Below are 25,711 nucleotides of genomic sequence, written 5' to 3'. Positions count from 1 at the left end.
CACATTTTTTTCAGGACCTGCTTATGTTTTTGTGATGGTTCCAAACTGTTTTGCCTCTTCCTTCGGTTTGATTTTAAGATAATAAATGATGTAGCAGGCGGCCATGAACGGGATTCCGCAATAAAGGCCGATCCGCTGATCCTCGATAAAAAATAAGCTGATGAGGACGATGCCAAATGCGATAAAGCCTGCTAATGGAACAAATGGATAGAGCGGTGTTCGGAAGACGAGATCCTTTACATCTCCGCCCTCCTTTATGAATTGTTTTCTAAAGAAATACTGAGACAAGCAAATGGACATCCACACCACAACAAGGACCATACCAGAAATCGAAATGAGCCACACATACACCGTTTTTGGTGCTACAACACTTGTAAGCAGAGATAGTGCAGATACACCCATTGTCACCAATAATGCATTGATCGGAATTTTACGCTTGGACAGTTTTTTCGTAAAGTTGGGTCCTTTTCCGTCTTTCGAGAGCGCCCAGAGCATACGTGATGATGCATATAACCCAGAGTTTGCTACAGATAAGACGGCTGTGATGATGATAAAATTCATGATATCTGCAGCATATGGTATGCCGACCTTGTCCAGCACGACGACAAACGGACTGTCGACGGTGCCTGCTGTCTGCCACGGAAGAAGAGCGGCCAGAACCGCAATGGATAAAACGAAGAAGACCATCGTTCTCCAAATAATATTTCGTATAGATCGCGGCAATGTTTTTTCAGGGCTTTCACTCTCTCCTGCGGCAATCCCTACAAGTTCTGTTCCTTGAAAGGAGAAATTGACCGTGACCATGGTTAATAAAATAGCAAAAACACCGTTAGGAAATAGTCCGCCATGATCCGTCAAATGACGAAATAGAGGGGCTGGTTCTCCATCTTTCAGATGAATCATTCCGAAAATTGCGCCAATTCCAATGATAATAAATAATAGGATGGCAGCGACCTTAATGGCTGAAAACCAAAACTCGGTTTCAGCGAAGCTGCGAGCTGAGATGGCATTCACGGCAAATAAAATCACACTAAATGCAAGACACCACAGCCAAACAGGGATATCTGGGAACCACCTTTGGAGCAAAATGCCTGCTGACGTAAACTCCAGTCCAATTGTACATGCCCAACTAAACCAATAAAGCCAGCCGATCATAAAGCCTGTGGACGGGCCTATATATTTGGTTGCATACTCTTGAAAGGAACCCGCTGTCGGCATCGCCACTGCTAATTCTCCAAGACAGAGCATCACCAAATACATTAACAATCCGCCAATGATAAAGGAGAGAATGGCTCCCCCGGGTCCAGCCTGATGGATAATGAGTCCTGATCCAAGGAAAAGACCAGTACCAATGACGCCGCCTAAGGCAATCATAAAGAGATGCCTGCTTTTCATGGAACGTTCTAGTTCATTATGCTGTTCTTGCTTCAAATCCGCTTCCCCACTTTCACTCTTCTATTCATCATCCTTTGACAAAATTCGCTGTTCGTGGAAAGAGAAAGGGAGAAAGTGATGGTTCTCCCCCTTTGACATTTATGCTTGAAATAATGCTTCAATATGACCAATCGCCCAGTCTAAATCTTCTTTAGAAATAGTGAGAGGCGGTGCAAAGCGGATGACGGTCTCATGGGTTTCCTTACATAACAGTCCTGCTTGTTTCAGCTTCTCACAATAAGGTCTCGCAGCCTCTGTCAGCTCCATGCCGATAAATAATCCGCGGCCGCGCACTTCCTTGATAACAGGACTTTGAATGCGAGACAGTTTGTCTTTTAAGTATTCGCCAAGCTCCATAGAACGCGCTGCAAGGTTTTCGTCGATTAAGACATCTAGTGCAGCCAGCGACACCGCACACGCAAGAGGATTGCCGCCAAAGGTAGAGCCGTGAGACCCAGGGTTAAACACGCCTAATATATCGCGGTTTGCTACTACACACGAGATTGGGAATACACCGCCGCCTAAAGCTTTCCCAAGAATCAGCATATCTGGCTCAATGTCTTCCCAGTCGCATGCAAACATCTTGCCTGTTCGCGCTAATCCGACCTGAATTTCATCTGCAATGAACAGCACATGTTCCTGTTCACAAAGCGCCTTCGCTTCCTTCAAGAAGCCCTCTGGCGGCATGACAATTCCCGCTTCCCCTTGAATAGGCTCAATCAGAAAAGCCGCTGTTTGTGGTGTGATGGCTTCACGTAACGCTTCAATATCTCCGTAAGGAATCAGTTTGATGCCTGGAAGCATTGGACCGAAACCTCTTTGATATTCTGCTTCAGAAGAAAGGGAAACAGCCGTCATTGTTCTGCCATGGAAATTTCCGACGCACGCAATGATTTCTGCGCGATTGTCTTCGATTCCCTTGACGTCATAGCCCCAGCGTCGTGCTGCTTTTACAGCTGTTTCTACAGCCTCAGCTCCAGTATTCATAGGGAGTGCCATCTCTTTATTCGTCAGTTGACAAATTTTCTCATACCATGGTCCAAGCTGATCATTGTGAAAAGCTCTTGAAGTCAGTGTCACACGGTCTGCCTGTTTTTTGAGCGCCTCAATAATGCGGGGATGGCGATGGCCTTGGTTCACTGCGGAATACGCACTCAGCATATCCATATATCGATTGCCTTCAGGGTCTGTCACCCAAACTCCTTCAGCCTCTGAAATCACAATTGGCAGCGGATGATAGTTTGCCGCACCGTATTGTTCCGTTTGTTGAATCAATTCATTTGTCTGTGTCATCGTCTATTCCTCCTTCTATAAGCTAGCCTTTTTTAAATTAGGTTCATCTACACACATATGATATGCAAGGATCGTGCCAACTTTCTGCCTGCATCATGGCGATGATTGAGCAGGTTATTTGTGCAAAATATCTTTGCGCATGCCAAATTTTTTAGAGGAAACCGCAAAATTTTTCATGTAAAATAGAGGTAACGTCTGGAGGTGTAGCAATGAAAGAAGATTCATATACTGCAAAGCTGATAAATGAGATTGATTTGTATAAGCAAATGCTCGATTTAATAGATGTCGGTGTTCATGCAATTGACGAGAATGGCAATACTGTTGTTTATAATAAAAAAATGATGGAGATTGAGTCTTTGAAACGCTCTGATGTTCTCCATAAAAATGTATTAGACCTCTTCGTCTTCCAAGACGAAATGCACAGTACGCTCGTCCAAGCACTGCGAACTGGGAAACAAACCGTTCATGCAAAGCAGACGTATCATAATTACAACGGAAAAGAAATCACAACGATTAATCATACATACCCGCTCGTTCGAGATGGCCTCATCCAAGGAGCGGTTGAAATTTCGAATGATGTGACCAAGCTGGAGCGGCTGATTCACCACAATATGAAGAAAAAAGGAAGCACGCGCTTTACCTTTGATTCCATTATTGGACAAAGCCCTGCGTTTTTAGAGGTGATTGAGCATGCAAAACGAGCAACACGCACCTCTTCCTATGTGCTCATTGTGGGAGAAACAGGAACAGGAAAAGAACTATTTGCTCAAAGCATTCATAACGGCAGCAGCCGGTCATCTGGACCATTTATTACCCAGAATTGCGCGGCACTGCCTGATAATCTCATTGAAAGTCTGCTCTTTGGTACACAAAAAGGGGCTTTTACCGGCGCAACTGATCAGCCCGGTTTATTTGAACAGGCGCAGGGTGGTACACTTCTGCTTGATGAGATCAACTCATTAAATCCTGGTCTTCAAGCAAAACTGCTGCGCGTATTACAGGAGAAGCGGGTGAGAAGGTTAGGCAGCACAAAAGAAATCGCCGTTGATGTAAGAGTCATTGCTAATATGAATGAGGACCCTGTGGATGCTATCGCAGGCGGACGCATGCGCAAGGATTTATTTTATCGGTTAGGTATTGTCACCTTATTTATTCCACCGCTTTCTGAGCGAAAAGAAGATATTCCTACGTTTGTCAGTCATTTTATTCAAAAATATAATGAGCTGTTTCAAATGGAGGTGAAGGCGGCTGACGAAGAGGTACTAGCCCTTTTTCAAGCGTATGATTGGCCGGGGAATGTACGGGAACTGGAGCATGTGATTGAAGCGGGAATGAATATGATGATGGATGAGGATTACTTAAGCATGCATCACCTTCCGTATCATTTTAGATTTAAGCACGGGGAAGGTCGTCCTGCAGCGCAATTACAGACGAATCCTTTGCAGCATACCACAGCAGCTGACACGTTTATTTATACAAGCCCAGAACATACGACTGATTTTCAAACCCAAATGGAACGATTCGAAAAACAATACATCGTCCATTACTTAGAAAAAATGGACGATAATATTTCACAGACTGCAAAGATATTGGGCATGAGCAGGCAAAGTCTGCAATATCGCATGAAGAAACTGCATATTTCTCGGTCATAATAGAGCTGTGCCCTCATTCGGCACAGCTTACTGTGGTTCTGACTGTCCTGCCGGTTCTTGACTCACATCACTCAGCAGTTTTTCTACATTTTTTAAATGCGTGAGCATCGCTCTTTCTGCTTCTTCTGGCTGTCTTGCCATAACAGCTTTGTAAATGTGTTCATGTTCTTTGTAAAGCTGCCGAATGGAGGCTTTCCTTGAAAACAAGACGACTTTTCTCGTTTCCCGCATTGTTTCTACCAGCAAGGTGGAGACCTGATTCATTAACGCCTTTAATAAATCATTCTTTGAGGCTTTGGCTAAAGCAAGATGGAAGGAGAGGTCTGCCTCTTCACCAATTTCTTTATGTGCTTCTGCGAGTTTCATTTGTTCGAGTGCCTCACGCAGCTGATGAAGGTCATCGTCCGTTCGCAAAAGCGCTGCCTTTTTGACAGCACCCGTCTCAATAATGGTTCTTAATTCAAGGAGCTGCGTGATATCATGCTGCTTCATCAAAAATGCAGGAGACAGACTAAATGTGAGCTGCTCAGGATCGAACTGCTTCACATACGTGCCTTCCCCTTGCTTCATCTCTATTAATCCGATCGCTTTAAGAGCAGACAGTGCCTCTCTTACAGCGGAACGGCTGACTTGAAAGCTTTCTGAGAGCGCTTGAACCGAATCTAATTTTTCCCCTGGAAGAAGCTCACCTGTACGAATGGATTCAATTAATGCATCCGCAATTTCTTCATATATTTTTTTCGTTTTGATTTGTTTATATTTCAATTGGTCTCACCTCATCACTGTTGTCTATCCCTATCGGCTCATGCCCTATCTTATACTTTACCCCAAAATTTCAGATCACACGTCTCCCCTCTTTAATTTTCAAGAAATCTTCGAGCTGCCTTGCTTTCAACAAAAAAAGAAGCACGAGCCATGTTCTGGCAAGTACTTCTTTTTAATCGTAGCGCTTCCTCAGCGTTGAGGCTGGAAGATTCATTTGTTCGCGATATTTTGCAATGGTTCTGCGCGACACGCGGATGCCAAAGGTTTGCTGAAGCAGCGTCATGATTTGCTGATCTGAATACGGTTTTTTCTTATTTTCCGTTTGAATGAGCTCTGCAATGTGCGTTTTGACTGTGTAGCTGGACGCCTCTTCTAGCGAATGCCCTTCTAATTTTGCTTGGAAAAATTGTTTCATTTCCATGAGACCATAAGGGGTTTGCACCATTTTCCCTTTTACAGTACGGCTGACTGTTGACTCATGGACTTGCAGTATATCTGCGATCCGCTTCATGGTAAGCGGTTTCATTTTATGTTTCCCTGTTAGGAAAAAATCCGTCTGATGTGAGATAATCTCACGAACGACATGAGTCATCGTTTGCTTTCTTTGCCTCAGCGCTTGGACAAGCCAATTGTACTGCTGCTCTTTTTCCTTTAAATACGTGTATGCTTCGTGCCGCTTTTGGTCTTGAATCATGGCGAAGTAGCCTTCATTCATTTCAACGTCTGGAAAAGCGCGCTGATTTAGCTCAAATGTGATGTGATCCTGCACCACAGTAATCGTCACATCAGGCTCGATATACACATGCTCTTCATCAGATGAGAAATGAAGGCCTGGTCTTGGTTCAAGCTGAGACACTTCATCTTGTACCGCTTGGAGTGTTTTCATTGAAACACCTGTTTTCGCCGCAATTTCCTTCCAAGCCTTTCTGGCAAAAAGAAAGAAATGCTCTTCGATGATCAGCTCGGCTTCATACCAGCGCTCCCTTTTTCTTCTCAGCTGCAGGAGGATGCATTCCTGCAATGATCTTGCGCCAATCCCGGCAGGCTCTAGTGATTGCAGCTGATGAAGGACGGCTTCTACTTCTTCAGCTGGCACCTTTAAGACAGCTGCCATTGTGTCGATCGGTTCATTTAGATAGCCATTGGAATCAATGGACTCAATCATAAAATGAAAGATTCTTTGATTCTTTTCACTTAAATTCAAATCAATCGCCTGTCTTTTTAAAAACATTTGCAGGCTTTCTTTTTGATGCGTTCGATACGGCTCTGTCATTCGATCTTGTGATTTTTTATGATAAACTGGTTGATAGCTGTCCGTGTCTTTCCGCTCAATCAGAGGGTTCTCAAGCGCTAACTGGTCAAGATACTCGCCGAGCTCTGCGCAATTCAGCTGCAGCAGCGTAATGGCCTGCCTGAGTTCTTGTGTGAGCACCTGCTTTAATACCTGTTCTTGTTGCAGTTTAAGGCTCATTGTCTCCCCTCCCTCTCATCATTTTACATGAAGATTGACGGACCGTATATACGAAATAGGAGTGATTTCTATGTCTGAACTTTTTTCCGTTCCATACTTTGTCGACAACTTGAAACAGCACATCGCCATGAACCAAAATGAAGACAAAGTTCATGCGATGAATGCCTATTACCGCTCAGTGGTGTCAACGCTTGTTCAAGACCAGCTGACCAAAAATGCGGTTGTATTGAAGCGAATTCAGCATCTTGATGAAGCCTATCAAAAGGTGAAAAAAGAAAGCGAATGAACGAAAAAGAACACCCTTTTGTCAAGATGACAAAGGGTGTTTATCATATGCAAAAAGCTTCTGATCCAGCCTCGATTTATACATCATTAAAAAGCCAGACCGCCCTACAGTATAGATGATAAAGGCAAACCATAGGCCATGATTGTGCCAAATGGGCGTGACCACGGTTTGAACTACGATAAACAAAATCATTGCAAACAGCATCGAATTTCTAACAGGGGCAATTTCTGTCGCACCTGTAAATACGCCGTAAATGACCAAACCGAAGCAAGCCGCAAACGGATAAAGTACAAGCCAGTCTGCATAGCGTAATGTCACGTCAAGCAGCTGAGGGAGATTTGTAAAAAGGCTCAATATCGGCTCTTTTAATAGAAAATAAACCGCCGCAATGACACATGCCATAACAAGTGCCCACTGCCTTGAAAGGGTTAAAGTTTTTTCATAAAGAGAACGGTCATTTGCACCAACTGACCGCCCAACAAGGATGCTGGAAGCATTGGCAAAACCATCGAACAAATAAGCCATGATGTAGTGAATTTGAAATAAGATGGCATTAGCAGCCAGCAGCTCCGTACCAAAAGAAGCCCCTTTTGCCGTAAACATGTTGATGACCACTAGCAGACAGATCGTCCGGATAAACAAATCTTTATTCACATGAAACATTTTCTGCATTGCGTGAGTATCCATGATTTTCTTAATGGAAGGCATCTGGAATCCGTTTGACGAATGCTTCATGATGATCCATGCCCCTAACACAAAAGCGGTTAATTCAGACATCAATGTCGCAGCCGCAACTCCTTTGACTGCAAACGAAAACACATGAACAAGCAGAAATGCAAGCGCCATATTCATGACATTGATCAAGATTTGTAAAGAAAGGGCTTCTTTCATTTTTGCCATCCCCATCAGCCAGCCCAATATGACATAATTCATTAAAGTAAAAGGCGCTCCCCAAATGCGAATATGAAAATAGTCTGCGGCAAATTGACGGACATCAGCATCAGGAGAGATCACTAGAAAAGCAGATTGAATAATCGGCCATTGCAGGGCAATAAAACAAAGTCCGACGATGATGGCGACGAAAAAAGGTCTTAGAAAAGCAAGAACACCCTGCTCCTCATTCTGCGCCCCGTTTGCCTGGGCGGCAAAAGCAGATGTACTTACCCGCAAAAAACCAAACAGCCAATATAATGTACTGAAAATGAGACTGCCGACCGCAACGCCTCCAATATAAGCAGGATTTGCGAGCTGACCGACAACCGCTGTATCAACAGCTCCAAGTAAAGGAGTGGTCATCGTTGAAATCGTTAAAGGAATGGCCAAAGCTAAATACGCTCGATGGTTCACGACGCCACCTGCCTTTCATGAAAAATAGCCTCTTCTCAAAGAGGCATTGATAATAAAGCTTTACCGAACCGGTCTGCCAATCGTTCGTGACAAAGGATGGTCTGCGAGCATTGCATCTCTCATTTTCCGCACCGCTTCCTCTTCTGATGAAAAGAATTCTTCCTTTGATTGAAATTGGGCGACAAGCTTTCCTTGATCAAGAATCGCCAATTGATCACTTAAGTGATAGGCTGCTGTCATATCATGTGTAATAAATAAGTAAGCCACACCCAGCTCCTTCTTTAATTCTACTAATAAATCTAAAATGACAGCCTGTGTGACCATGTCTAAGCTGCTGACAGATTCATCAAGTACAATGAGCTTTGGCTGGAGCAATAAAGCTCTAGCAATGTTGATCCTTTGCAGCTGGCCGCCGCTGAATTGGTGCGGATATTTAGACAAATCTTTTTCACTGAGCCCGACTCTTTCCAACCAATGAATCAGCACGTTTTTACGTTCCTTTCGGCTCATGGTTTCATAGTTTTCAAGCGGTTCAGATAAAATTTGTTCAACTGTCCATCTTGGATTTACCGCCGAATAGGAATCCTGAAATACCGCTTGCACATGCCTGCGAAAATGCTTACGTGTTTGCTGATCTGCACGATAAACATCCTGACCTTCAAAAAGAACCTGTCCAGCTCTTGGTTTCTCTAAACCAAGTATGATGCGGCCAAGTGTACTTTTTCCTGCACCGCTTTGTCCCAGCAGTCCAAGGCAAGTGCCTTCTTCAATGTTCAAATCGACGCTTTTCAGGACAGGGGCTGCGCCTTTATTTCTCATTAGAAACGACCGGCTGTTGTATGCATGACTGACTGCTTTCACTTCTAATAAATGCAAGGGCCTTCTCACCTCAAATCGGGCAAACAGCTGGGATAGATGGACGAGCTGCTAATAGTTTTTTTGTATAATCATGCTTTGGTTGTTCAAAAAGTTCAAGAACTCCTGCCTTTTCCACAATTTCTCCTTGTTTCATGACGACAACTTGATCTGCCATTTCAGCAATGACACCAAGATCGTGGGTAATGAGTAAAATGGCCGTTCCATAGTTATGACGAATTTGGTTCAGATGCTGAAGCACCCGTTTCTGATTGTGTACATCTAAAGCAGTTGTCGGCTCATCTGCAATGATGAGGGGCGGGTGCATACAGGCAGCCATGGCGATCATGACACGCTGCAGCATCCCTCCGCTTAATTCAAAGGGGTATTTGTTGAACAGTTCGTCTGGCTGCGGCAGATTCATTTGCGCTAAAGCATCCATTGCCTGTGCTCGTGCCTTCTTTTTACTAACAGCAGAATGCCGGCGGATGGTTTCAACCAGCTGATGGCCGATTGTCCATACCGGCGTAAAACTGTTCATTGGATTTTGCATAATATATGAGATGTCTTTGCCTCGAATGGACCGCATATTCTTTTCACTTATACCGATCAATTCTCGTCCCTGTAATGTGATACTGCCAGTGACTTCAGTTGTTTTTCGATCAAGCATACGTAAGATCGACATACTTGTAACTGTTTTCCCGCAGCCGCTCTCACCAATTAATCCAAGGATTTGACCGCGCTCTACTTCAAACGATACTTCTTGAATAAGAGGGGTTGTCCCTTGAGGTGTTTTCGTATGCACATGCAGGTTCTCTATTTGTAAAATGGGCTCTTGCACATTGATCATTCCTTTACACACGGCGTTTGATACCATATTTCTCTGAAAGGGCTTCTCCTAGTAAATTAAACAGAATCACCACAGTCATGATCACAAGACCCGGGTACAGCATCAATTGAGGATTCGTTTGAATATACGATTTCCCTTCATGAATCATTGCTCCCCATTCAGGCATAGGAGGCTGAACCCCTAATCCGAGGAAAGACATCGCAGAAATGTCCATAATCGCCCAGCCCATTTCGAGTGTTCCAATGACTGCTAATGGCGGCAGGACATTGGGAATCATATGCTTTCTCATGATGTTCCAGTGCGAGGTCCCACTGATTTTTGCAGCTGCAATAAAGTTCTGTTCTTTTAAACTGAGCACCATCCCTCGGAAGACGCGGGCATAATACACCCATTGCACAAGCATCAAAGCAAGTACGACTTGAGAAAGTCCCGGACCGAAAATGCCGACTAACCCAAGGATCAGCACCAGGTTTGGAAATGCCATGACACCGTCACAGATTCTCATCAAAACATGATCAATCCAGCCGCCTTTGTATCCTGAAAACAGGCCGACAATTAAACCAATGAATAACGAAGAAAGAAAGATTAATAACGCACAGCCGAGCGAAACACGCGCACCATATAAAATACGAGATAAATTGCACCGCCCTAATTGATCTGTTCCAAGAGGATACTCCCACGAAGATCCCTTTAGCTTCATCGCTAGATTGACAGCTGCCGGATCATGCGGGGCGATCCATGGCGCACATATTGTCACAATCAGCAGGAGACCGAGCAGCAGAGCGCAGATCGAGATCATCTTTTGATGAGAGAAGAGATGTTTTACTTTTGTCATCATTGCTGGCGGCCTTCCTTTCTAGAAATACGAGGGTCAATGATCAATTGAATCAAGTCAACCATCAAACTGCTCAAGATAAAAATACAGGCTGACATGAGGACATAAAATTGAATGACTGGCAAATCACGGTTAAAGATCGCTTCAATAAAAAAGCGGCCAAACCCCGGCCATGAGAAAACGGCCTCTACAATAATGGTTCCGGTTAACAGCTTGCCGAGGTTCACCCCAAGTCCGGTCAGCATCGGCGATATCGCGATTCTGAACACATGCTTGAACATGATCGATTGTTCCTTCAATCCTCTCATTCTCGCATATTGAACGAAAGGTTCTTGAAGCGCCTCACTCACACTTGAACGTAACAGCCTTGTATACGTAGCAATTAAAGGGACTGCCAGTGTGATCGACGGCAGGATGAGATGCGCCCATGTTCCGACCCCTTCAACTGGTAAAAGGTCGAGCTTCACTGAAAAAAAGAAGATGAGCAAATACCCCAAAACAAACGTTGGGATAGATGCTCCTAAGAAAGAAATGAGCCGGCTCACATGATCAACGGCACCATTTTTCCTCATGCCGCTGAAAAAGCCGAGCGGAATGCTGACACAAATAGCGATCAGCAGACTGGTCAGTGCCAATTGAATCGTCGCCGGTATTCGATACATCACCTCATCAACGACAGGCTGATTGGACATATACGACCGGCCGAAATCAAGATGAATGACTTTTTCAATGGTATGAAGATATTGCATATAAAATGGCTCATCTAAGCCAAATTCACTTCGTTTTTGCGCTAATATTTCATCCGTAGGCTGGATATGAGCCGCTGCTAAATATGCCTCAGCCGGGTCAACTGGCGAAAGGTGAATCATACCAGTTGTGAGCAGTGTGGCTAATAAAAATACAGGAATAATTGATAGCAATCGTTTGACGATATAGCGGCCCATTTCCTTACCTTCCTTCTGTTACTTCAGCTTAATGCCTGTGAAAGGTTGTTCATCACGATTCGCAGGGAATTCAAAGTCTTTCACAGCTTTTTGATAAACGGCTGTCTTTTTAAAATAAGAGATTGGCACAATTGCCCCTTGATCCTGTAAAGAGGATAAGACAGACGAATACAGTGCTTTACGTTTCTTTTCATTTGTTGTTGATGGAATTTCCGTCATTTCTTTGATCAGCTTTTCCTTATTTGGGTAGGCTGAAATGGCTTCTTTGAATCCAAATCCATCTGATGAGAGAACGTTCATAAACGTATGCGGATCATACGGCGCTCCGTAGTTGCTAAAGAAGTTCATATCAAACTTATTGGCTTTAAAGCGCTGAACCTGTGTGGCCAAATCCACACCCTCAAGCTTGACGCCGACACCAACGGCTGCCCATTCGGCTTGCAGCGTTTCTGCCATCGCTTTTTGAATCGATTCTGCCGAGTCATACATCATGCTGAACTCAAGCTTTTTCCCATCTTTTTCACGAACGGATTTTCCTTTTGGAAGTGTCCAGCCCGCTTCATCCAGCAATGCTTTGGCTTTATCCACATCATATTTGAAAGACTTCACCTGAATGTTTGACGTATACGGCATGTTTGTCGGCAAGATGTGATCTGCTTCATCCTCTAAACCAGAAGTGACCCCTTCTACCATTGATTTTTTATTGAAGGCATATTGAAGGGCATGACGCACTTTCTCATCTGACAGCTGATCCACTTTTGTGTTCATGACAAGCTGTCTCGTTGCAACAGGCTCTGACATTTTCGTTTCATACTTGCCGCTTGCCTCTAGCTGTTTGTAGGAATCAAGGCTAATGGTTCCTTCTCCGTAAAGTAGATCCACATCACCTTTTTCAAATGCCATGACTCTCGTTTCCGCATCTGGGATAACCTTTACCTTGATTTCTTTTACCTTTGGTTTTTCTCCCCAATAATGATCGTTTCGTTCGAAAATAGCATAATCATCTTTCTTATATGTTTTTAAAATCCAAGGGCCTGTCCCCACTGGTTTTTCAATTCCTTTTGACGTATCTCCGTTTTTAGGGAAGCCTGCTTCACCTAAGAAACGAACTGGACGAACAACGGCTAATTCTTGAACAGTTGGATAATATGGTGCTGTTAATGTGAGTTTAAATGTCTTTTTATCAACGGCTTCTGTCTTTTTGATTTTCTTAATGACACCTAACCAGCTATGTAAATCTTTATTTTTTAAAATCGTATCAAAGTTCTTTTTAACAATATCCGCATTAAATTCAGAGCCATCTGAGAATGTTACTCCGTCTCTTAAATGGAACGTATACACCTTGCCATCCTTTGAAACATCCCATGATTTCGCTAATTCTGGTTTCAGCTTTCCATTCTTTTGATAGCTCACCAACGGCTCATAAATCATTGATTGTGCAAACAATTGTGATGGGTTGTATACGTGTGGATTCATTTCACCAATATCTCTTGGCCACGCCATAGTGATCATGTCAGGGTGATCCTTGTTTCCATCCGCTCCATTGTTTGTTTGAGAGCATCCTACTAATAAAAAGAAAATAAGCAGGAAGGGTAACACAGTATTTATTTTAATTTTAGGGAAATAATTCCAAATAGTCATAAGTTGCTCCTCCTAATTGATGCTGATAATCATTTTCATTTTAAGGAGGAAGGGAGCCCTTGTCAATATCATATTTGAAACGAAATGACAATACTTATTCCTAATTATTCCACAAAATGAGGAATTTGATAGAAAGAGAGGAAGGCTGCTTACGAATGAGCAGCCTGTGAAGAGGTAAATGTTTTTTCTCGCAGCATGTCATGAAGTATATGGATGATACGCTCCTGATCTGCATCTGTCATGCTCGTTCCAGACGGGAGACAAAGCCCCCTCTCAAATAACAGCTCGGATACAGGCGTCCCTTTTTCCGCAGTATAAAAAGGGCAATGACGAAAGAGCGGCTGCTGGTGTAGCGGCTTCCATACATGCCTTGCTTCGATTTGTTCTTTTTCTAAAGCAAGAATGATATCTGCTGGAGACAATTTTGTATCACGATCAATGGTCAATGCCGTCAGCCAGCGGTTGGATTTCGTTTCTTGATATTCTGGCATCAAATGAAGACCATCCGCTTCTGATAAAGCGTCCTGATAACGCTGGAAAATGCGGCGCTTTTGATCAACACGCTCGTCCAGCACTTCCATTTGAGCAATCCCGACCCCTGCTAAGAGGTTGCTCATGCGATAGTTGTAGCCCATCTCTTGATGCTCATAGTGCATGGCTTGTTCTCTGGCCTGTGACGCAAGAAAGCGGCATCGTTCAATCGCAGCTTCATCATCACTCACAAGCATTCCGCCCCCTGATGTTGTAATGATTTTATTTCCATTAAAAGAATAGATACCGAACCTGCCCATTGAGCCGCTTTTTCTTCCTTTATACAGCGCACCTAACGATTCAGCCGCATCCTCAATGACGGGTACATCATATGCTTCACACAAAGTCATGATCTCGTCCATTTTTGCACTTTGCCCATATAAATGGACGACAATGACCGCGCGAGGTTTTTTCCCAAGACGTTTTGTTTCAACAAAGGCTTTCTCTAAAGCGAGCGGGCACATATTCCACGTCTCCCTTTCAGAATCAATAAAAACGGGCGCCGCTTGTTCATATAAAATCGGATTTGCCGTTGCAACAAACGTGAGGGTGGAACAAAAGACAATGTCTTCTTTTTGTACACCTATCAGCTTTAAAGCAAGGTGAATCGCCGCTGTTCCTGAGGATAAAGCCGCGCCTGTCTTCACTCCTGCATAGTCCGCTACTGTCTGCTCAAATTCATTCACAAGCGGTCCAAGCGGCGCAATCCAGTTGCTCTTGAAGGCTTCCTCTATTTTGAGATACTCTTTTCCGCTCATATGCGGAGGAGATAAGTAAATTCGCTTCTTTTCTTTCATCACTTTCCACCTTCTTTCCGATCTTTGATTTCCATTGCAGGAATTCCTACCGCAACCTTCTGATCATGTATATCTCTTGTCACTGCTGCTCCAGCGCCAATGACCGTCCAGCTTCCAATCGTTGTACCCGGTGTCACGACGGCACCTGCCCCAATATGGGCACCCTCCCGCACGGAAACACCGCCAGTCAGAACCGCGCCTGGTGACAGGTGCACAAACGATTCGAGTATGCAGTCATGCTCCACGATAGATCCTGTATTCATAATCGCATGCTCACCGATGGCTGCATCCGCTTGTACCACTGCCCTTGCCATCACAACAGTCCCCCTTCCAATGACAGCTGACGGACTTATGACCGCCTCTGGATGAATGAGTGTGGCGTACGCTGTGTTTTCAAATGAGAGGCGTTCCTTCATGAGCTGTCTGATCTCATTTTGTCCGATCGCAATCAGCCATTTCATATGTGGCATGGTCTTTCTCAGCTGCTCACTCATGTATATCGGTCCATACAAAATCCCGCTTTGAGTGACCACCTCTTCAAATTGATCATCTAACACCGCACATAATGAGTAATCGGAATGTGCAAAAATGAGATCTTGGATGACTTTGCTATGTCCTCCAGCCCCAATTAAACCAATGGTTTGCTTCTTACATATCGGTTCCTTTGAATTTTTCAGCTGTGGCATGATCCGGCTGCTGCACCCCCTCTGTTTTCATGACTTTCAGCAAGGTCATCCATAGAATTTTCATATCGAGCCAAAACGATTGATGCTCGACATACCAAAGGTCATAGGTGAATTTCTCCTCCCAGGAAAGCGTGTTTCGGCCGTTCACCTGTGCCCATCCTGTTATGCCGGGCTTTACAAGATGACGCCTTGCTTGTTCCTCTGTATACATAGGCAAATACTCCATCAAAAGCGGTCTTGGCCCGACGAGACTGAGCTCTCCTTTGAGTACATTGACAAGCTGCGGCAATTCATCAAGACTAAGCTTTCGAATCAAGGCGCCGGTTTTTGTTAAACGCAGATGATCTGGCAGCAGCTGCCCATGTTCGTCGCGTTCATCGGTCATTGTCCGAAATTTATAGAGCATAAAAGGCCTGCCATACAGACCAGGCCGCTTCTGCCGAAACACCACAGGCGTTCCAATTTTCCATCTAATCAGTCCATAGATGAGAAGAAAAAGAAGACTGCCTGCGATGAGCAGCGTCAATGCCACCATCACATCGATCATTCTTTTCATCATTGCATCTCCTTTTCATATTAGCGGGAGACCGCATGTTTTACCTTACGCATCAGCTGCATCCGCTCTCGTTTCGTTCCTGCAAACAGGTACAAGTAGCCCATATAGAGAATGAAACAAAGCCCGCCAATACAAAACAGCTCCCACCATGAAGTCACGTTATATACCGCTTGAATTCCTGCGCAGACGCCCCAAATAAATAGCGCTCCTGCAAGCGGAACCAGCGTATGCTTGTAAAAGATGGTGCGTTTCTGATTCGTGATGCTAGCCGTATAAAATGGCAGAAACACAATATTTTTGATCAATAAAACCATTGCCCCCGCGGATGCAATGCCATATAAACCGAGCTGCAGCATATGAGTCAATCCATAGGCAAAAAGCACATTAGACACACCTAATATAAGGGTGACAACCGCAGGAACTTTAAAACGATTAAACACGGTTGGCACATATGTGAGCGGTAAAAACATCAAGGTCAAACATAAATAAGCCGCATGAATCATGAGAAGCCATTTCAGCTCCTCAAAAGCAGGGCCAAGCCATAGAAGCATGAGCGGACCAGCGAGACCTCCTAAAAGCGCGGCTGGGAACGCAACAAATAAGCCGCTCCACTTAATAGCATTTGCAGCATATTGAATAAGTCCCTCTTTGTCCTGATTCGAATAAAATTTCGTAATTGTTGGTGCAAACACAACGGCCAGTGTCCCTGCCAGTGTGCGTAATAATAATGGAAACTGTAAAATCGCCGCATATTTGCCTGTCGCTTCAGCTCCAATGAGCAAGTTGGTCATCAATAAATCAATTTGTAAAAACAACAAAATCCCCATTTGCTCAAATGAATGCCAGACCCCTGACCGAACAAGAGTGAGACTAGACGATAATGAGACATGCCGCCACTTAAACGAAAACCAAGGGATGAGTTTCTTAAAATAATAGATACCGATCCCCATAGCCGCTAAGCTTCCAATGACGGCCGCAAGTGGAATATGCCAAATGGCTGGTGTCGTCCATGTAAACAGGATGACAATCATCAGTGCTCTCAGAAACATTTGAATTGCCTGTCCAACACTTGATACATAGAGCTTATTCGCATAAAACGGTGCAGCCCCAATGCCAGACATGACGAAATTGAGCATAAATAAAAGACCCCCTAAAATAAAGGCGGTCTGTGTGTCTTTTGCGAGATGATCGGGCACATGAAGCCACTCAACCAGCTGATGAGATATGAAAAGACAAAGCAAAAAGAGACTAATAGATAGTAAAAACGAACTGACGAAATAGGAAGCGAGATAGCGCTGCGCCTTCTCCATCTCTCCTTTATGAGCCGCCACAGAAAAAAAACGCACAACAACCGCACTTAACGAAGCGGTAATGACCGATAAATAGTTGATCATATTTTGCGTCAGATGGATTAAGCCGAATGCTTCCACTCCAAGCGTATGAACAATATAAGGTGTTAAACAAACAGACATGAGCATCATCAGGACAAATGTGATTAAGTTCGCACTGGCATTATAAAGAAATGCTCGATTCATTGTGCTTTCACGCAGCGTTTAAGAGCCCTCATCCAGCTTCCTCTCCCTTTTGACCACTTGTTTTCATCAGCTGATGAACGGCCTCTTTCACAGCGGTCTCATTTGGTTCTTTTAAAAGGGTCATAAACGGAAGGTGAGCCACCCATTCAAATCCTTCCATTACCTTATGATCAAACGATCTCAGGACAACACACGGTGTATGAGTGATCGCACAAAAGATCATGCCATGCAGACGATCTGTCACGACGACCTGTGCTTGTTTTAACTCCGTCCATAAAGCCGTTAATTCATCTAAGCGAGTTGTTCGATCGACCCGTCTGCCAATTGTCGTTGTGATTAAACCGACTTGATCATATGTCTCTTGAATATACTGCTGTAGCTGTTGGCGCTCCTCCTTTGTGAGATATGCTTCTTGATCCTCACGCAGACAAAGCAAAACCCCTTCACGTGTTTCATCCTTTGATGATTCGTCTAATGACAGCACCATATCAGGCTGTTTCCACACATCTTGATCAGGAAAATGCTGCTTCATCCATTCATAGGTTGTTTGATCTCTTGCCATGAGGAGCAGTCTTGGGTGCTGCTTATACGTGTGTATGGCGCGTCGCTCCTCCCGTTTCCCTTTCTTTGTTTCTGTAAAATGAACAGTAGCAGGCAGCTGGATCATGGGATAGGACTTGAAGGTCTTGATGATAAATTGTCTCGTCCATTCTTCGTACCGGTATAAATCCCCCATATTGCCCCCACCGATCATACAGACGATGTCTTCTGGGTGCCGGCTGCGCTTTAGCGGACGGGCAAGGCGATAGATCTCTTTCATGTCCACTTCTATGATGTCATAGGCTGGAAAGTGTTTCTTTAAAAAACAATAACTCGCATAGGCAATCGCATGATCCCCCAAATTATCATGTCCCGGCAGCAGCGTGAGAATGATTTTCTTCTGATGACTCAGCTCTGGCAGCCTTTGGCGGCTCAGTCTATACTCAAGCGGATATTTGACCTTTAAGAGCAGCCACTCTGCGACGTTCGCCTTCAATTGCTGCAATGTCAATCCCATCACCCCTATTTCCTTGTCTGATATTCGATCCATTTTTGATAGCTAGAAGCCGCAGCAGAAAGCGGATAAATCAATCGGCACTTAGCAAGAAATAAAATCATACGCTTTCGAACTGTGAGCTTCGATGGTTCCACTTGTTTAACGGCATGCTGGAAAGCATCGTGTGTCACCATTTCCCGCATGTGATCAAGCTTTTCCCGAATGGAGAGGTCATTTTGGCTCTTCCATTCGTTGAGCATACAATGAAGCGTATGATTGACGATAAAAAAGTCTAATGCTTTCTCATACAGAGAGATGTCATCATACTCTTTTAAAAACGAGTGCTGTGCATGATAATAGGTCAGTCCATGATGAAAATACTGCTTCTGATATCGCTGCACAATAGATGACAGATGAACCCTGTAGTAATAAAGGGGCTCATGAACAAAAGCGATGCTGCGTGATAAAGAAAAACAGCGCAGCGTCACATATTGATCTTCAATGTTCTCAAGCTCCCCCCGCAGCGGAAATCGAATGTGATGTTCTTCCATAAAGGCACGCCGATACAGCTTATTCCATGAGAATCCAGTCAAGTCTCCGTGTAATAACGCTTTGATTAAATCCGTTTTTTCGGCTGACCGCTTCTCTAACAGCGTTGTTGGTATCGTTCGCTTTGACTGTTCAAATTGAATCCAATATTCACTCACAACAAGATCTGCCCCGGTCATTTCGGCTTTTTCGTACATGGCTTCACAGTAATGAGGAGCGAGAATATCATCTGAATCCACAAAGGCGAGGTACGTCCCTTTCGCTTCCTCGATGCCCCGGTTTCTCACAGCGCCTAACCCTTGATTGGATTGATGGATTACCCGGAAACGCTCATCACGCTCAGCAAATGCTTCAAGCCATTCACCGCTGCGGTCGGTCGATCCATCATTGATAAGAATGACTTCTATATCGGAAAAGCTTTGATCTGCAATTGATTGAAGACATTGCTCCACATATTGACTCGTATTGTAAACTGCGACCAATAGACTGATAGCTGGCATTACAGCATGCCCCACCTTTCTTCAAATCTATTTATTAAATATCGTTCTATACGGCAAAACCGAAGAATCGAACGGCATCAGCATGATGCTGTACAGAATATAGCAAACAGCAATCCCTACATACATAAACACATTAGACCGCTGATCAAAAATGCGTGTGAAATATGGCAGTAAAATGAGCTGATACAAGCCAAAGTAAATATGAAATCTTGCATAAATGACATCTTTCGTTGCAAGGATGCCAAACAAGAAACCAAGCAAACAAAAATTCACAATGTAATCACTCTCAGGTGTCAGCTCACGAAGTCGTTTTCGATAAAAGAAAGCGAGCAGAAGCGGCAAAATCAAGACACCGATTTTTGTCACATTCATTCCATTCGTATTCGTTGTGAGCCATTCCTCGTAATGACCATATGAACTTCCTTGCAGCATCACGACAAACACTGAGACAAAACGGTCATAAAGCGCGGTTAAGCCTAAGAAAATCAGGCATAAGAACAGCATCATCCAAGACCAAGCCTTTGTCCTCACAATAAAATACACAGGAATCATGATGAGAGCCGATGAATGAAACAATGAACATACAAGGACGAGAGGAAAATACAATTTCCACTGACCATTGATCACCAACCGGATGGCATAAAAAAGAATCGCTGCCACCATATACTGACGCATGCCATTAAATGACGCATAATAATGAAAGGTCCCAAGAAAAAGCAGCATACTGAGCTCAAATGGACGGCCATATTGAATAAGCGTCTTGATAATAAAAAAATAAGTAATGGCTCCGACTGAGATATACATGATTTGCGGATCATGAGTCAGTTGATTAAGCATCCATAAAATAAACGTAAACCCTGGATCCGTTGCGGCTTTATCCACACCGAATCCAAATATATGCCAAGGCTTTTCATAGTTAATGGAGAACTCATACATCTGTCCATATGTGACAAAATCGGTTCCTACTTTATACCGAATACCAGACACGATACAAAGAAACAAAAACGGAAAAAACACAAGAAGCTTGTTAGGCCGCCATCCGCTTTGAATGGTATCATCACGTCTGCCGTAAAATGCGGCAAAGCTCGACCATAAATAGACCATGATCATGTTCACCAAATAAACCGCCATCTGCCATTCCTTCCTTACAGTCCATATAGATTCATCACACGTGTAATATTCTGTTTCACATCAAATCCTCTTTGTTCAAGCTGTGAGGTAATGGTCTCTTGAAGAGGAGGTTCTGCATGATATGCTTCAAGCACCGCCTTCATCCATTCATGCGCGGAATCTCGCAGCGACATCCTTTTCACAAGCCCGCAGCCTAAATCTACTTCCTCTGTAATATGATCTGAAATCACACAAGGCAGCCCAGATGCCTGTGCTTCCACTAATACAAGCGGAAGACCTTCAAACAAGGAAGGCATCACAAAAACATCAAATGCTTTCATATACTGTGGAACGTCTGATACGACGCCTGTAAAGACAATGTCCTCCATCAGGCCTGCCTTCTCCGCATACGATTCGACTACTTGCTTCAGCGGTCCATCTCCTACGAGGACAAGCTGAAATGAAACGCCTTGCTTCTTTAAGGTCTGGGCCAGCTCCATAAAAAAAACATGATTTTTTTGCTCATGGAACCGCCCAATATGACCGATGATCATGTTTTTTTCGCGAAGATAGAGCTGCTTTTTGATCTCCGCCTTTTCGTCTGGATCAGGCTGAAAAAAAAGGGATAAATCAATCCCATTTGGCAGCACCTCAACTTGCCCGTTCTGCATTTTTTTCTGTCCAAATAAAAAGACTCCGGCATCCTCGCCGCATGCAACAAGCTGTGTAGAGAATGCAAAGATCAGCTGGCGAAACCCTTTGAGCATCATATGATCCAGCCAGTTTGGCGACTGCTTCCACGCTGTATTATGCGAATGGCAAATGCGCACCTTCACACCCGCTAGTTTTGCAGCAAGTGCGGAGAAGCCTGTCTGAAAATCCGTATGTGCATGCACGGCCTGATAGGGTCCTGTTTGCCTAATTGTCTTTGTCAATGTTTTCACAAAAGCAACCGGAGAGGACGCCCCAATACTCGGGACATAAAAGATGCGTCCCCCAAGCTCGCGAATTTCCTCATCATAATCACAGACGTCCTGCCGGTGGGTAATGAAATCAAATTGAAGGACATTCCTGTCGAGTGCACGATAAATGTTCATAATCATCGTTTCAGCTCCGCCGCGGTTCATCCCGCCCACAATATGAAGCACGCGCTTTGGCTCACTCATCCCGAACAGCCCTCCTCTTCAGCATAGACGACGCCAGCTTCCGGCGATGATAAAGCTTCATGACCTTCGGTGACAAGCAGGCACGGACCACCGGTTTTAGAGCAAATAAATAGTCAAGCGGCGATAGCTTTAATAGCCAGCATGCTTTCAAAACGAGCCAGGCATTATCCATCGAATATCGAAACTTTCGCCGCTGAAAGGCTGCTTCATCCTCTCTCACAAGATATAACGGCTCTTGTAAATTAAAGCCTTTCCTCCCAGCAGCAAAAAAGCGGATCCAAAGATCGATATCTTCCATCCGCCTTGTTGTTTTCACAGAGCGATATCCATTTAAAGCTTTGTAAGCAGAAGCCCTCATCATAATGGTCCCATGACAAAAAGGAGTCCCTCTTGCCATCACCTTCCGATCAGGCTCTGAAACAAGTGCCCGTACACCCTTTGTTCCCGTTTCATCAAAAACCGTCATCGCCGTACCGACCACATCGTATTCAGGATATGTATCGAGGAAATGAACCTGTTTTTCTAAACGAACAGGCACCGATAGATCATCGCCATCCTGCCTTGCAATCAACTCTCCCCTCGCTTCAGCCAGACAGCGATTGAGACTGGCAGCGAGCCTTTGATTTTCTTGATTACGGATCAGGCGAATTCTTTCAGGATCTCGTTTTGTATAAGACAGCACCTTCTCATAAGTGCCATCTGTTGATGCGTCATCACATATGATGAGCTCCCAGTTTTCATATGTTTGATGAAGAATGGATTCAATACTTTCTTCTACTGTCTCTTGGCAATTGTAGACGCCCATGATAATTGACACCTTTGGTTTACGCATGCTGTATCACCTTCTCTGCTTGATCCATATAAATTGTATAAATTTCTTCCATTGCACTGACCGTCTGCTCCTGTGCAAATGCATGAGCGATAGAGCGTCCCGCTTTTCCCATGAGAAGCAGCTGATCCTTTTTGTCATAGAGCTGCTGCAAGTAATCAGCTAAACCATTCACATCCTGCGGTTTAACTAAAAAACCATTGACGCCATGTTTGACAAGCTCACAATGCCCTCTATTCTCCGTTGCAATCACGGGTTTTTCTGCCGACATCGCTTCAAGCAGGTTCATGCCGAGCCCTTCTCTCAAGCTGGTGGAAACACACACATCGCTCAAATGCATCCATTCCTCCATTTGTTTGCAAAACCCAGCAAAGTGAACATGCTTTTCAAGCTGGAGCTGGCGGGTAAGCTTTTCATAGTTTGGTCTCATTGTCCCTTCCCCGGCAAACACGATCTTTATATTTGGTATTTTCCTAGACAGTTGTGCACATGCTTTGATGAGCATTCCTTGATTTTTATTCATGTTTAATTCGCCAGCACACAGTACGATAAAATCTTCCGCAGAAAAGCCGTAGGCTGCGCGGAGACGCTGTTTCTCTTTTTCATCAACTGGTGCGAACCGTTTCATATCCACACCCATACCGGGCACATAATAAACAGATGTCCGCTCTTTTGATAGACGGTCTGCTCTTTTAAAATCCTCCCCATTAATGGTGATCAGTGCGTCTGTATAGCGGGCAAGAAATCTCTCAATTGGATAATAGAGCAGCCAGTTTTGAAGCGGCGCCCCCTGCCAAAAGTGAAAGCCATGTGCCGTGTAAAGAACCTTCGTTCCTTTTTTGCGCGCGCCCTTGGCTGCAAGCCTGCCAATGACACTTCCCATTGGTGTGTGGCAATGGATGAAATCATAGTGCTCTTTCGCTAACAGCTTCTTCAGTTCTACATACGCAAGCCGGTTGCGGACATGAAAAGGAGAGCGCTGAATTGGAATCGAGTGAGCTTGATTCACATAGGGCAGCTCAAGCTGGCCATTTGCCGCTGTATGCACTTCCCATCCTTTTTCCTGAAACCACCGGAAATATGGAAGATGAAAGGCCTTAAAGTGATAATCAACCGTTGCGCAAAACAAGACTTTTTTCTTCATTGGCAAGCGGCTCCTCCTCTCGTTTCATCTGTTCGGACAACATATCATGCGACTCAATGGCCGCAAATAATGCTTGTCTCATTTGCTCTTCACTCATCATGTCAAATTCATGGATAAAGCGGTTCAGCACATATGGGTCACCATCCAGCGCATGGCCGATATGAATTTTCGGGAAGATTTGTTCCTGTGCTTTTTCATGCTGGTTCAGTAGTTCTTCGTACATTTTCTCCCCAGGACGAATGCCTGTGAAAGTGATCGGAATCTGGTCTGTGGTGTAGCCTGAGAGGTGAATGAGGTTTTCTGCGAGGTCTACGATTTTCACTGGCTCCCCCATATCTAAAACAAAAATCTGTCTTCCTTCTGCCAGTGCACCTGCCTGAATCACAAGCCTTGATGCTTCTGGGATGGTCATAAAATATCTTGTCATGGCTGGGTGCGTGACTGTCACCGGCCCGCCTTGCTCGATTTGTTTCTTAAAAATAGGGATGACGCTCCCTCTGCTTCCAAGTACATTTCCAAATCGAACGGCGACAAATTTTGTTTCGCTGCTTGCCCCCATTTGCATAATCAGCATTTCAGCAAACCGCTTAGTGGCTCCCATCACATTGGCAGGGTTGACTGCTTTGTCAGATGAGATGAGGACGAATGTTTCAATGCGGTGCTCGTGTGCGGCTTCCGCGACATTTTTTGTGCCGATAATATTGTTTTTCACAGCTTCTTTCGGACTGATCTCCATGAGCGGAACATGCTTATGTGCCGCAGCATGATAAATCATATCCGGTTGAAACTGACCAACGATTTCACTCATTTTCTGTTTATCTTGAATATCCGCAATTTGTGGATAGAGTCTGATGCTGTCTCCATATAATTCTTTCAGCTCTAGTAAAATAGAATGAATGCTAAATTCTCCATGTCCCACAAGTACAATCGCTTGAGGAGCAAACACACAAATTTGACGGCAGATTTCTGACCCAATTGATCCGCCTGCCCCTGTGACCATGATCGTTTTTCCTTTTAAATGAGCAGATAGACGGCTCGTATCTAATTGAATCGGTTCTCTCCCTAGTAAATCCTCTGGCTGTACATCCCGTAATTGATTCAGCGCATGGGTTCCTTTTAAAATCTGCTCCATTTCCGGCATGATCTGTGTTTTGACTCCAGTCGCTACACATTCCTTATACAGCCCTTTTAAGGTGTGGCTGCTTTTAGATGGAATGGCAATGATGATCTTCTGAATATCCATCATCACGACAGCTGTTTGAATTTGTTCTTTTCCTCCTATGACAGGCAGACCCATAATTTCAAGCCTATGTTTCGTCTTGTCATCATCGATGAAGGCGACTGGCTCAATATGTACATCACTCGATTGCTGTAGCTGACGAACGAGCATGGTCCCCGCTGATCCGGCGCCAATGATTAATGCCCGCTCCTTTTCTGCCTGAAGCCGCTTTGCTCCGTCATGAAATAGCCTGGAAGCCATCCGAGAGGCACCGATGAATAAGATATGAAAAAGCCACACGATGAATAAAAACCGAAATGGCCATGTCTGCACGAAAAGGTACAGCATCGTCATCGAAAATAAAAAAGAACACACAAAGGTCTTCATTAAAGAAAATAACTCTCTTACTCCTGTATAAGCCCATACTTGCTTGTACACATGAAATATGCAGGCAAATAGATGGTGCCCAATGAGCAGACTGAGTGAAGAAATGGCGAGCATTTCAAATGTATAAACGGTTAAAGCCGCCTCTTGGACAAATTGAAAACCAAAAAAGACGGCAACTAAGATGAGATATGAATCTAGTGCTACGATGATTGATAATCTTTGGGCGTAAGTCAACGCTCCTCCCCCTTTTTAAAGCATCACTATTCTTACGTAACATGGGCATCAAACCCGTC

Annotated in this window: 23 protein-coding genes; 2 read left to right on the top strand and 21 right to left on the bottom strand. The window is 44.3% G+C overall.

The features are described from left to right. Window positions 1-21: 21 nt before the first annotated feature. Window positions 22-1,395 carry an amino acid permease gene (locus tag AMR95_RS03450; protein ID WP_058837626.1) on the bottom strand — a complete coding sequence of 458 codons (1,374 nt, stop codon included), beginning with the start codon at window positions 1,393-1,395 and terminating at the stop codon, window positions 22-24. 138 nt (window positions 1,396-1,533) lie between these two features. After that, window positions 1,534-2,727 (bottom strand): ornithine--oxo-acid transaminase, encoded by a 1,194-nt coding sequence (locus AMR95_RS03445; RefSeq protein WP_039181526.1) that lies wholly within the window; start codon window positions 2,725-2,727, stop codon window positions 1,534-1,536. A gap of 209 nt (window positions 2,728-2,936) precedes the next feature. Here AMR95_RS03445 and AMR95_RS03440 point away from each other — a divergent pair, with 209 nt between their 5' ends. Beyond that, complete coding sequence (locus AMR95_RS03440) at window positions 2,937-4,379, top strand: sigma-54 interaction domain-containing protein (protein ID WP_058837602.1); 1,443 nt, start codon at window positions 2,937-2,939, stop codon at window positions 4,377-4,379. 27 nt (window positions 4,380-4,406) lie between these two features. Here the strand turns inward: AMR95_RS03440 and AMR95_RS03435 are convergent, their stop codons facing one another. Beyond that, on the bottom strand, window positions 4,407-5,144 hold the full coding sequence (locus AMR95_RS03435; protein WP_058837601.1) for a FadR/GntR family transcriptional regulator: 738 nt from the start codon (window positions 5,142-5,144) through the stop codon (window positions 4,407-4,409). Between the two features lie 172 nt (window positions 5,145-5,316). Next, complete coding sequence (gene rpoN, locus AMR95_RS03430) at window positions 5,317-6,615, bottom strand: RNA polymerase factor sigma-54 (protein WP_058837600.1); 1,299 nt, start codon at window positions 6,613-6,615, stop codon at window positions 5,317-5,319. 70 nt (window positions 6,616-6,685) lie between these two features. Here rpoN and yvfG point away from each other — a divergent pair, with 70 nt between their 5' ends. Beyond that, window positions 6,686-6,901, top strand: a complete 216-nt coding sequence (gene yvfG / locus AMR95_RS03425; protein WP_024423509.1) for a protein YvfG — start codon at window positions 6,686-6,688, stop codon at window positions 6,899-6,901. Between the two features lie 21 nt (window positions 6,902-6,922). Here the strand turns inward: yvfG and AMR95_RS03420 are convergent, their stop codons facing one another. The 17 genes from AMR95_RS03420 to AMR95_RS03340 all read right to left on the bottom strand — a co-directional run bounded on the left by AMR95_RS03420 (window position 6,923) and on the right by AMR95_RS03340 (window position 25,652). Next, a complete protein-coding gene (locus AMR95_RS03420) occupies window positions 6,923-8,248 on the bottom strand; it encodes an MATE family efflux transporter (RefSeq protein ID WP_058837599.1) in 1,326 nt (441 codons plus the stop codon). A gap of 60 nt (window positions 8,249-8,308) precedes the next feature. Then, window positions 8,309-9,124 carry a nickel import ATP-binding protein NikE gene (nikE, locus tag AMR95_RS03415; RefSeq protein WP_039181539.1) on the bottom strand — a complete coding sequence of 272 codons (816 nt, stop codon included), beginning with the start codon at window positions 9,122-9,124 and terminating at the stop codon, window positions 8,309-8,311. Window positions 9,125-9,137: 13 nt separating this feature from the next. Further along, entirely contained in the window at window positions 9,138-9,953 is an 816-nt protein-coding gene (nikD, locus tag AMR95_RS03410) for a nickel import ATP-binding protein NikD (RefSeq protein ID WP_180272444.1), read from the bottom strand. A gap of 4 nt (window positions 9,954-9,957) precedes the next feature. Continuing rightward, entirely contained in the window at window positions 9,958-10,791 is an 834-nt protein-coding gene (gene nikC / locus AMR95_RS03405) for a nickel ABC transporter permease subunit NikC (protein ID WP_039181542.1), read from the bottom strand. Then, window positions 10,788-11,732, bottom strand: coding sequence for a nickel ABC transporter permease subunit NikB (gene nikB, locus AMR95_RS03400; protein ID WP_039181545.1), 945 nt, complete (start codon window positions 11,730-11,732; stop codon window positions 10,788-10,790). Before nikB ends, nikC begins: the two co-directional genes overlap by 4 nt. Window positions 11,733-11,750: 18 nt before the next feature. Next, entirely contained in the window at window positions 11,751-13,373 is a 1,623-nt protein-coding gene (gene nikA, locus AMR95_RS03395; RefSeq protein WP_058837598.1) for a nickel ABC transporter substrate-binding protein, read from the bottom strand. A gap of 149 nt (window positions 13,374-13,522) precedes the next feature. Further along, window positions 13,523-14,701: a DegT/DnrJ/EryC1/StrS family aminotransferase gene (locus AMR95_RS03390; protein WP_058837597.1), complete on the bottom strand. Its 1,179-nt coding sequence runs from the start codon at window positions 14,699-14,701 to the stop codon at window positions 13,523-13,525. Further along, a complete protein-coding gene (locus tag AMR95_RS03385) occupies window positions 14,701-15,387 on the bottom strand; it encodes an acetyltransferase (protein ID WP_058837596.1) in 687 nt (228 codons plus the stop codon). Before AMR95_RS03385 ends, AMR95_RS03390 begins: the two co-directional genes overlap by 1 nt. Continuing rightward, window positions 15,350-15,943 (bottom strand): sugar transferase, encoded by a 594-nt coding sequence (locus tag AMR95_RS03380; protein ID WP_082672200.1) that lies wholly within the window; start codon window positions 15,941-15,943, stop codon window positions 15,350-15,352. Before AMR95_RS03380 ends, AMR95_RS03385 begins: the two co-directional genes overlap by 38 nt. Before the next feature lie 20 nt (window positions 15,944-15,963). Beyond that, window positions 15,964-17,478: an MATE family efflux transporter gene (locus AMR95_RS03375; RefSeq protein WP_058837595.1), complete on the bottom strand. Its 1,515-nt coding sequence runs from the start codon at window positions 17,476-17,478 to the stop codon at window positions 15,964-15,966. A 28-nt stretch (window positions 17,479-17,506) separates the two neighbouring features. Continuing rightward, on the bottom strand, window positions 17,507-18,529 hold the full coding sequence (locus AMR95_RS03370; RefSeq protein WP_231746862.1) for a polysaccharide pyruvyl transferase family protein: 1,023 nt from the start codon (window positions 18,527-18,529) through the stop codon (window positions 17,507-17,509). An 11-nt stretch (window positions 18,530-18,540) separates the two neighbouring features. Continuing rightward, entirely contained in the window at window positions 18,541-19,563 is a 1,023-nt protein-coding gene (locus tag AMR95_RS03365) for a glycosyltransferase family 2 protein (RefSeq protein ID WP_058837593.1), read from the bottom strand. A 27-nt stretch (window positions 19,564-19,590) separates the two neighbouring features. Next, the gene (locus AMR95_RS03360; RefSeq protein ID WP_058837592.1) at window positions 19,591-20,694 is read right to left on the bottom strand and encodes an EpsG family protein; all 1,104 of its coding nucleotides are present in this window, start codon (window positions 20,692-20,694) and stop codon (window positions 19,591-19,593) included. A gap of 14 nt (window positions 20,695-20,708) precedes the next feature. Beyond that, window positions 20,709-21,839 (bottom strand): glycosyltransferase family 1 protein, encoded by a 1,131-nt coding sequence (locus AMR95_RS03355; RefSeq protein ID WP_058837591.1) that lies wholly within the window; start codon window positions 21,837-21,839, stop codon window positions 20,709-20,711. Next, the gene (locus tag AMR95_RS03350; RefSeq protein WP_058837590.1) at window positions 21,832-22,671 is read right to left on the bottom strand and encodes a glycosyltransferase family 2 protein; all 840 of its coding nucleotides are present in this window, start codon (window positions 22,669-22,671) and stop codon (window positions 21,832-21,834) included. The genes AMR95_RS03355 and AMR95_RS03350 overlap by 8 nt, the downstream gene beginning before the upstream one ends. Continuing rightward, window positions 22,664-23,812 carry a glycosyltransferase family 4 protein gene (locus tag AMR95_RS03345; RefSeq protein WP_058837589.1) on the bottom strand — a complete coding sequence of 383 codons (1,149 nt, stop codon included), beginning with the start codon at window positions 23,810-23,812 and terminating at the stop codon, window positions 22,664-22,666. Before AMR95_RS03345 ends, AMR95_RS03350 begins: the two co-directional genes overlap by 8 nt. Then, window positions 23,778-25,652, bottom strand: a complete 1,875-nt coding sequence (locus tag AMR95_RS03340) for a polysaccharide biosynthesis protein (RefSeq protein WP_058837588.1) — start codon at window positions 25,650-25,652, stop codon at window positions 23,778-23,780. Before AMR95_RS03340 ends, AMR95_RS03345 begins: the two co-directional genes overlap by 35 nt. Window positions 25,653-25,711: the final 59 nt, after the last annotated feature.

It is taken from the genome of Bacillus sp. G1(2015b) (assembly GCF_001482475.1).
Lineage (GTDB): Bacteria > Bacillota > Bacilli > Bacillales > Bacillaceae > Bacillus > Bacillus safensis.
This window is presented reverse-complemented; position numbering and strand designations above follow the sequence as displayed.

What these genes read in the sequence shown, in the direction of transcription:
- AMR95_RS03450 (WP_058837626.1), bottom strand. Translation starts at nt 1,395, where the DNA reads ATGAAAAGCAGGCATCTCTTTATGATTGCCTTAGGCGGCGTCATTGGT.
- AMR95_RS03445 (WP_039181526.1), bottom strand. Translation starts at nt 2,727, where the DNA reads ATGACACAGACAAATGAATTGATTCAACAAACGGAACAATACGGTGCG.
- AMR95_RS03440 (WP_058837602.1), top strand. Translation starts at nt 2,937, where the DNA reads ATGAAAGAAGATTCATATACTGCAAAGCTGATAAATGAGATTGATTTG.
- rpoN (WP_058837600.1), bottom strand. Translation starts at nt 6,615, where the DNA reads ATGAGCCTTAAACTGCAACAAGAACAGGTATTAAAGCAGGTGCTCACA.
- yvfG (WP_024423509.1), top strand. Translation starts at nt 6,686, where the DNA reads ATGTCTGAACTTTTTTCCGTTCCATACTTTGTCGACAACTTGAAACAG.
- nikD (WP_180272444.1), bottom strand. Translation starts at nt 9,953, where the DNA reads ATGATCAATGTGCAAGAGCCCATTTTACAAATAGAGAACCTGCATGTG.
- nikC (WP_039181542.1), bottom strand. Translation starts at nt 10,791, where the DNA reads ATGATGACAAAAGTAAAACATCTCTTCTCTCATCAAAAGATGATCTCG.
- nikB (WP_039181545.1), bottom strand. Translation starts at nt 11,732, where the DNA reads ATGGGCCGCTATATCGTCAAACGATTGCTATCAATTATTCCTGTATTT.
- nikA (WP_058837598.1), bottom strand. Translation starts at nt 13,373, where the DNA reads ATGACTATTTGGAATTATTTCCCTAAAATTAAAATAAATACTGTGTTA.
- AMR95_RS03390 (WP_058837597.1), bottom strand. Translation starts at nt 14,701, where the DNA reads ATGAAAGAAAAGAAGCGAATTTACTTATCTCCTCCGCATATGAGCGGA.
- AMR95_RS03385 (WP_058837596.1), bottom strand. Translation starts at nt 15,387, where the DNA reads ATGCCACAGCTGAAAAATTCAAAGGAACCGATATGTAAGAAGCAAACC.
- AMR95_RS03380 (WP_082672200.1), bottom strand. Translation starts at nt 15,943, where the DNA reads ATGAAAAGAATGATCGATGTGATGGTGGCATTGACGCTGCTCATCGCA.
- AMR95_RS03375 (WP_058837595.1), bottom strand. Translation starts at nt 17,478, where the DNA reads ATGAATCGAGCATTTCTTTATAATGCCAGTGCGAACTTAATCACATTT.
- AMR95_RS03365 (WP_058837593.1), bottom strand. Translation starts at nt 19,563, where the DNA reads ATGCCAGCTATCAGTCTATTGGTCGCAGTTTACAATACGAGTCAATAT.
- AMR95_RS03360 (WP_058837592.1), bottom strand. Translation starts at nt 20,694, where the DNA reads ATGGCGGTTTATTTGGTGAACATGATCATGGTCTATTTATGGTCGAGC.
- AMR95_RS03355 (WP_058837591.1), bottom strand. Translation starts at nt 21,839, where the DNA reads ATGAGTGAGCCAAAGCGCGTGCTTCATATTGTGGGCGGGATGAACCGC.
- AMR95_RS03350 (WP_058837590.1), bottom strand. Translation starts at nt 22,671, where the DNA reads ATGCGTAAACCAAAGGTGTCAATTATCATGGGCGTCTACAATTGCCAA.
- AMR95_RS03345 (WP_058837589.1), bottom strand. Translation starts at nt 23,812, where the DNA reads ATGAAGAAAAAAGTCTTGTTTTGCGCAACGGTTGATTATCACTTTAAG.